Raw genomic sequence first — 2,008 nt, 5'->3', positions numbered from 1 at the left:
CTGGATTTCTACGGAAATGCGGGTATAGCGAATCCGAAGGATCTTTGGATTGGTGGGTTCTCGTAAGCCCCACTAGAACCACCCCTGCCCCTCCAGCCTTCGGCTCCGCTCAGGCACCGGAGGGGTTGTTGTGGTAATTAGACGCCATGCCCTTCGACAAGCTCAGGGTGACACATGGCGTCTTTACTTGATAGACGCCAAGCATGGCGTCTTTACTTAGTTAGTTTTTTAATTTAATTTTTTACGATTATGCCTTTATTAGATTTTTCGAACCTTGCGGCTGATGCTGTACAGGAAGATAATATTGCCGGTAACCTTGCGTGGTTTGGGGTGATATCGGCGAAGGCTTTCAGTGGGGAGTATCCTGCTGTGGCTGATGTGACGGCTGGTGAGATTACGGGTAGCCCTGTGGCTAGACTGGGTGCTCACGAGTTTGCGAAGGTGGAAGTGCCTCAGAATTCGGTGGTCTTTGATAGTGATGATAATGGCCCAAGTGCGGGACATAATAATATCGATCACATGCTGAAGGCGAAGTTGGCGGGCATGAGCAAGGAGGTGCAGGCTGAACTGAAGAAGTACAAGAATAACCCTTGTGTGTTTATTGTGCCTGGGTCGGACGGACGCCATTATTTGGTAGGTAGCTCTAACCATGGAATTATTTTGCGTGGAAAAGGCAAAAGTGGTGGCGTTGGTACTGACGAGAGAGGTTTTGACCTTGAGGGTAAGTCTAGTGGTCATAGAGATCATCCGCTACCGATTTCGGCGGCTACGTTGGCTTTGATTCCTTGGGTGTAAAATTCAGACGCCAGGCATGGCGTCTGTACTTTTAGTAATATCAATGAGGAAGTTGAAGAATTTGGAATTGGTGGGTAAGACTCGGCTGATTCCTGGTGTAGGGCATGTGACGTTTGAAGAGGATGTGCCTGAGCATGTGGCTGTGGCTTGTGAGGCTGCGGGGTTGGATTGGTGTGAGACACTAACCGAAAGTCCCAATGCCGTAAGCCCCCTAGCCCCCAGTGGGGGAATAGATGGTGGTGATGCTGGTGATGCTTCGGCTACGCTCAGCAACCAAACTGGTGATGCTGGTGATGCTTCGGCTACGCTCAGCAACCAAACTGGTGATGCTGGTGGTCCACAAGTGCCACAGGGTGACAATGGCGGTGAGGATGGTAATGTTAGGGAGGACACTAACATTGACGTGAAGAGTGTCACGAGGAAAAGGAAATAATTTTAATTTTTAATTTTATGGGAACGAAAAATAGTAAAACAGCCCCCCAGCCCCCAGTGGAGTCTGGTGCTGATGCTGAGAAAGAAGCTGCGGATAAGGCTGCTGCTGAAAAGGAAGCTGCTGCTAACAAGGCTGCTGCTGAAAAGGAAGCTGCCGAGAAAGAGGCTGCTGAAAAGGAAGCTGCTGATAAAGCTGCTGCGGATAAAGCTGCCGCTGATAAGGCTGCTGCGGATAAGGCTGTTGCTGATAAAGCTGCTGCTGATAAAGCTGCTGCTGATAAGGCTGCTGCTGAAAAGGAAGCTGCCGAGAAAGAGGCTGCTGAAAAGGAAGCTGCTGATAAAGCTGCTGCGGATAAAGCTGCCGCTGATAAGGCTGCTGCGGATAAGGCTGTTGCTGATAAAGCTGCTGCTGATAAAGCTGCTGCTGATAAGGCTGCTGCTGAAAAGGAAGCTGCCGAGAAAGAGGCTGCTGAAAAGGAAGCTGCTGATAAAGCTGCTGCGGATAAAGCTGCCGCTGATAAGGCTGCTGCGGATAAGGCTGTTGCTGATAAAGCTGCTGCTGATAAAGCTGCTGCTGATAAGGCTGCTGCTGAAAAGGAAGCTGCCGAGAAAGAGGCTGCTGAAAAGGAAGCTGCTGATAAAGCTGCTGCGGATAAAGCTGCCGCTGATAAGGCTACTGCGGATAAGGCTGTTGCTGATAAAGCTGCTGAGACGCCCCTTCGACAGGCTCAGGGTGGCATTGCGTCTGTGCCGTTTGTGGATGCTTTTGCAGAGCAGCTGA

At 50.4% G+C, this 2,008-nt stretch carries 3 protein-coding genes; all 3 read left to right on the top strand.

The features are described from left to right. The first annotated feature begins 249 nt into the window (after nt 1–249). Nucleotides 250–795, top strand: coding sequence for a hypothetical protein (locus EGI31_RS14790; protein ID WP_255037576.1), 546 nt, complete (start codon nt 250–252; stop codon nt 793–795). 43 nt (nt 796–838) lie between these two features. Beyond that, nucleotides 839–1,228, top strand: a complete 390-nt coding sequence (locus tag EGI31_RS14785) for a hypothetical protein (RefSeq protein WP_255037952.1) — start codon at nt 839–841, stop codon at nt 1,226–1,228. 17 nt (nt 1,229–1,245) lie between these two features. Beyond that, nucleotides 1,246–2,008: histone H1-like repetitive region-containing protein (locus EGI31_RS25555; RefSeq protein WP_255037951.1), on the top strand; the 763-nt coding region annotated here is incomplete at its 3' end.

This window comes from Lacihabitans soyangensis (assembly GCF_024343775.1).
Classification (GTDB): Bacteria; Bacteroidota; Bacteroidia; order Cytophagales; family Spirosomataceae; genus Leadbetterella; species Leadbetterella soyangensis.
This window is presented reverse-complemented; position numbering and strand designations above follow the sequence as displayed.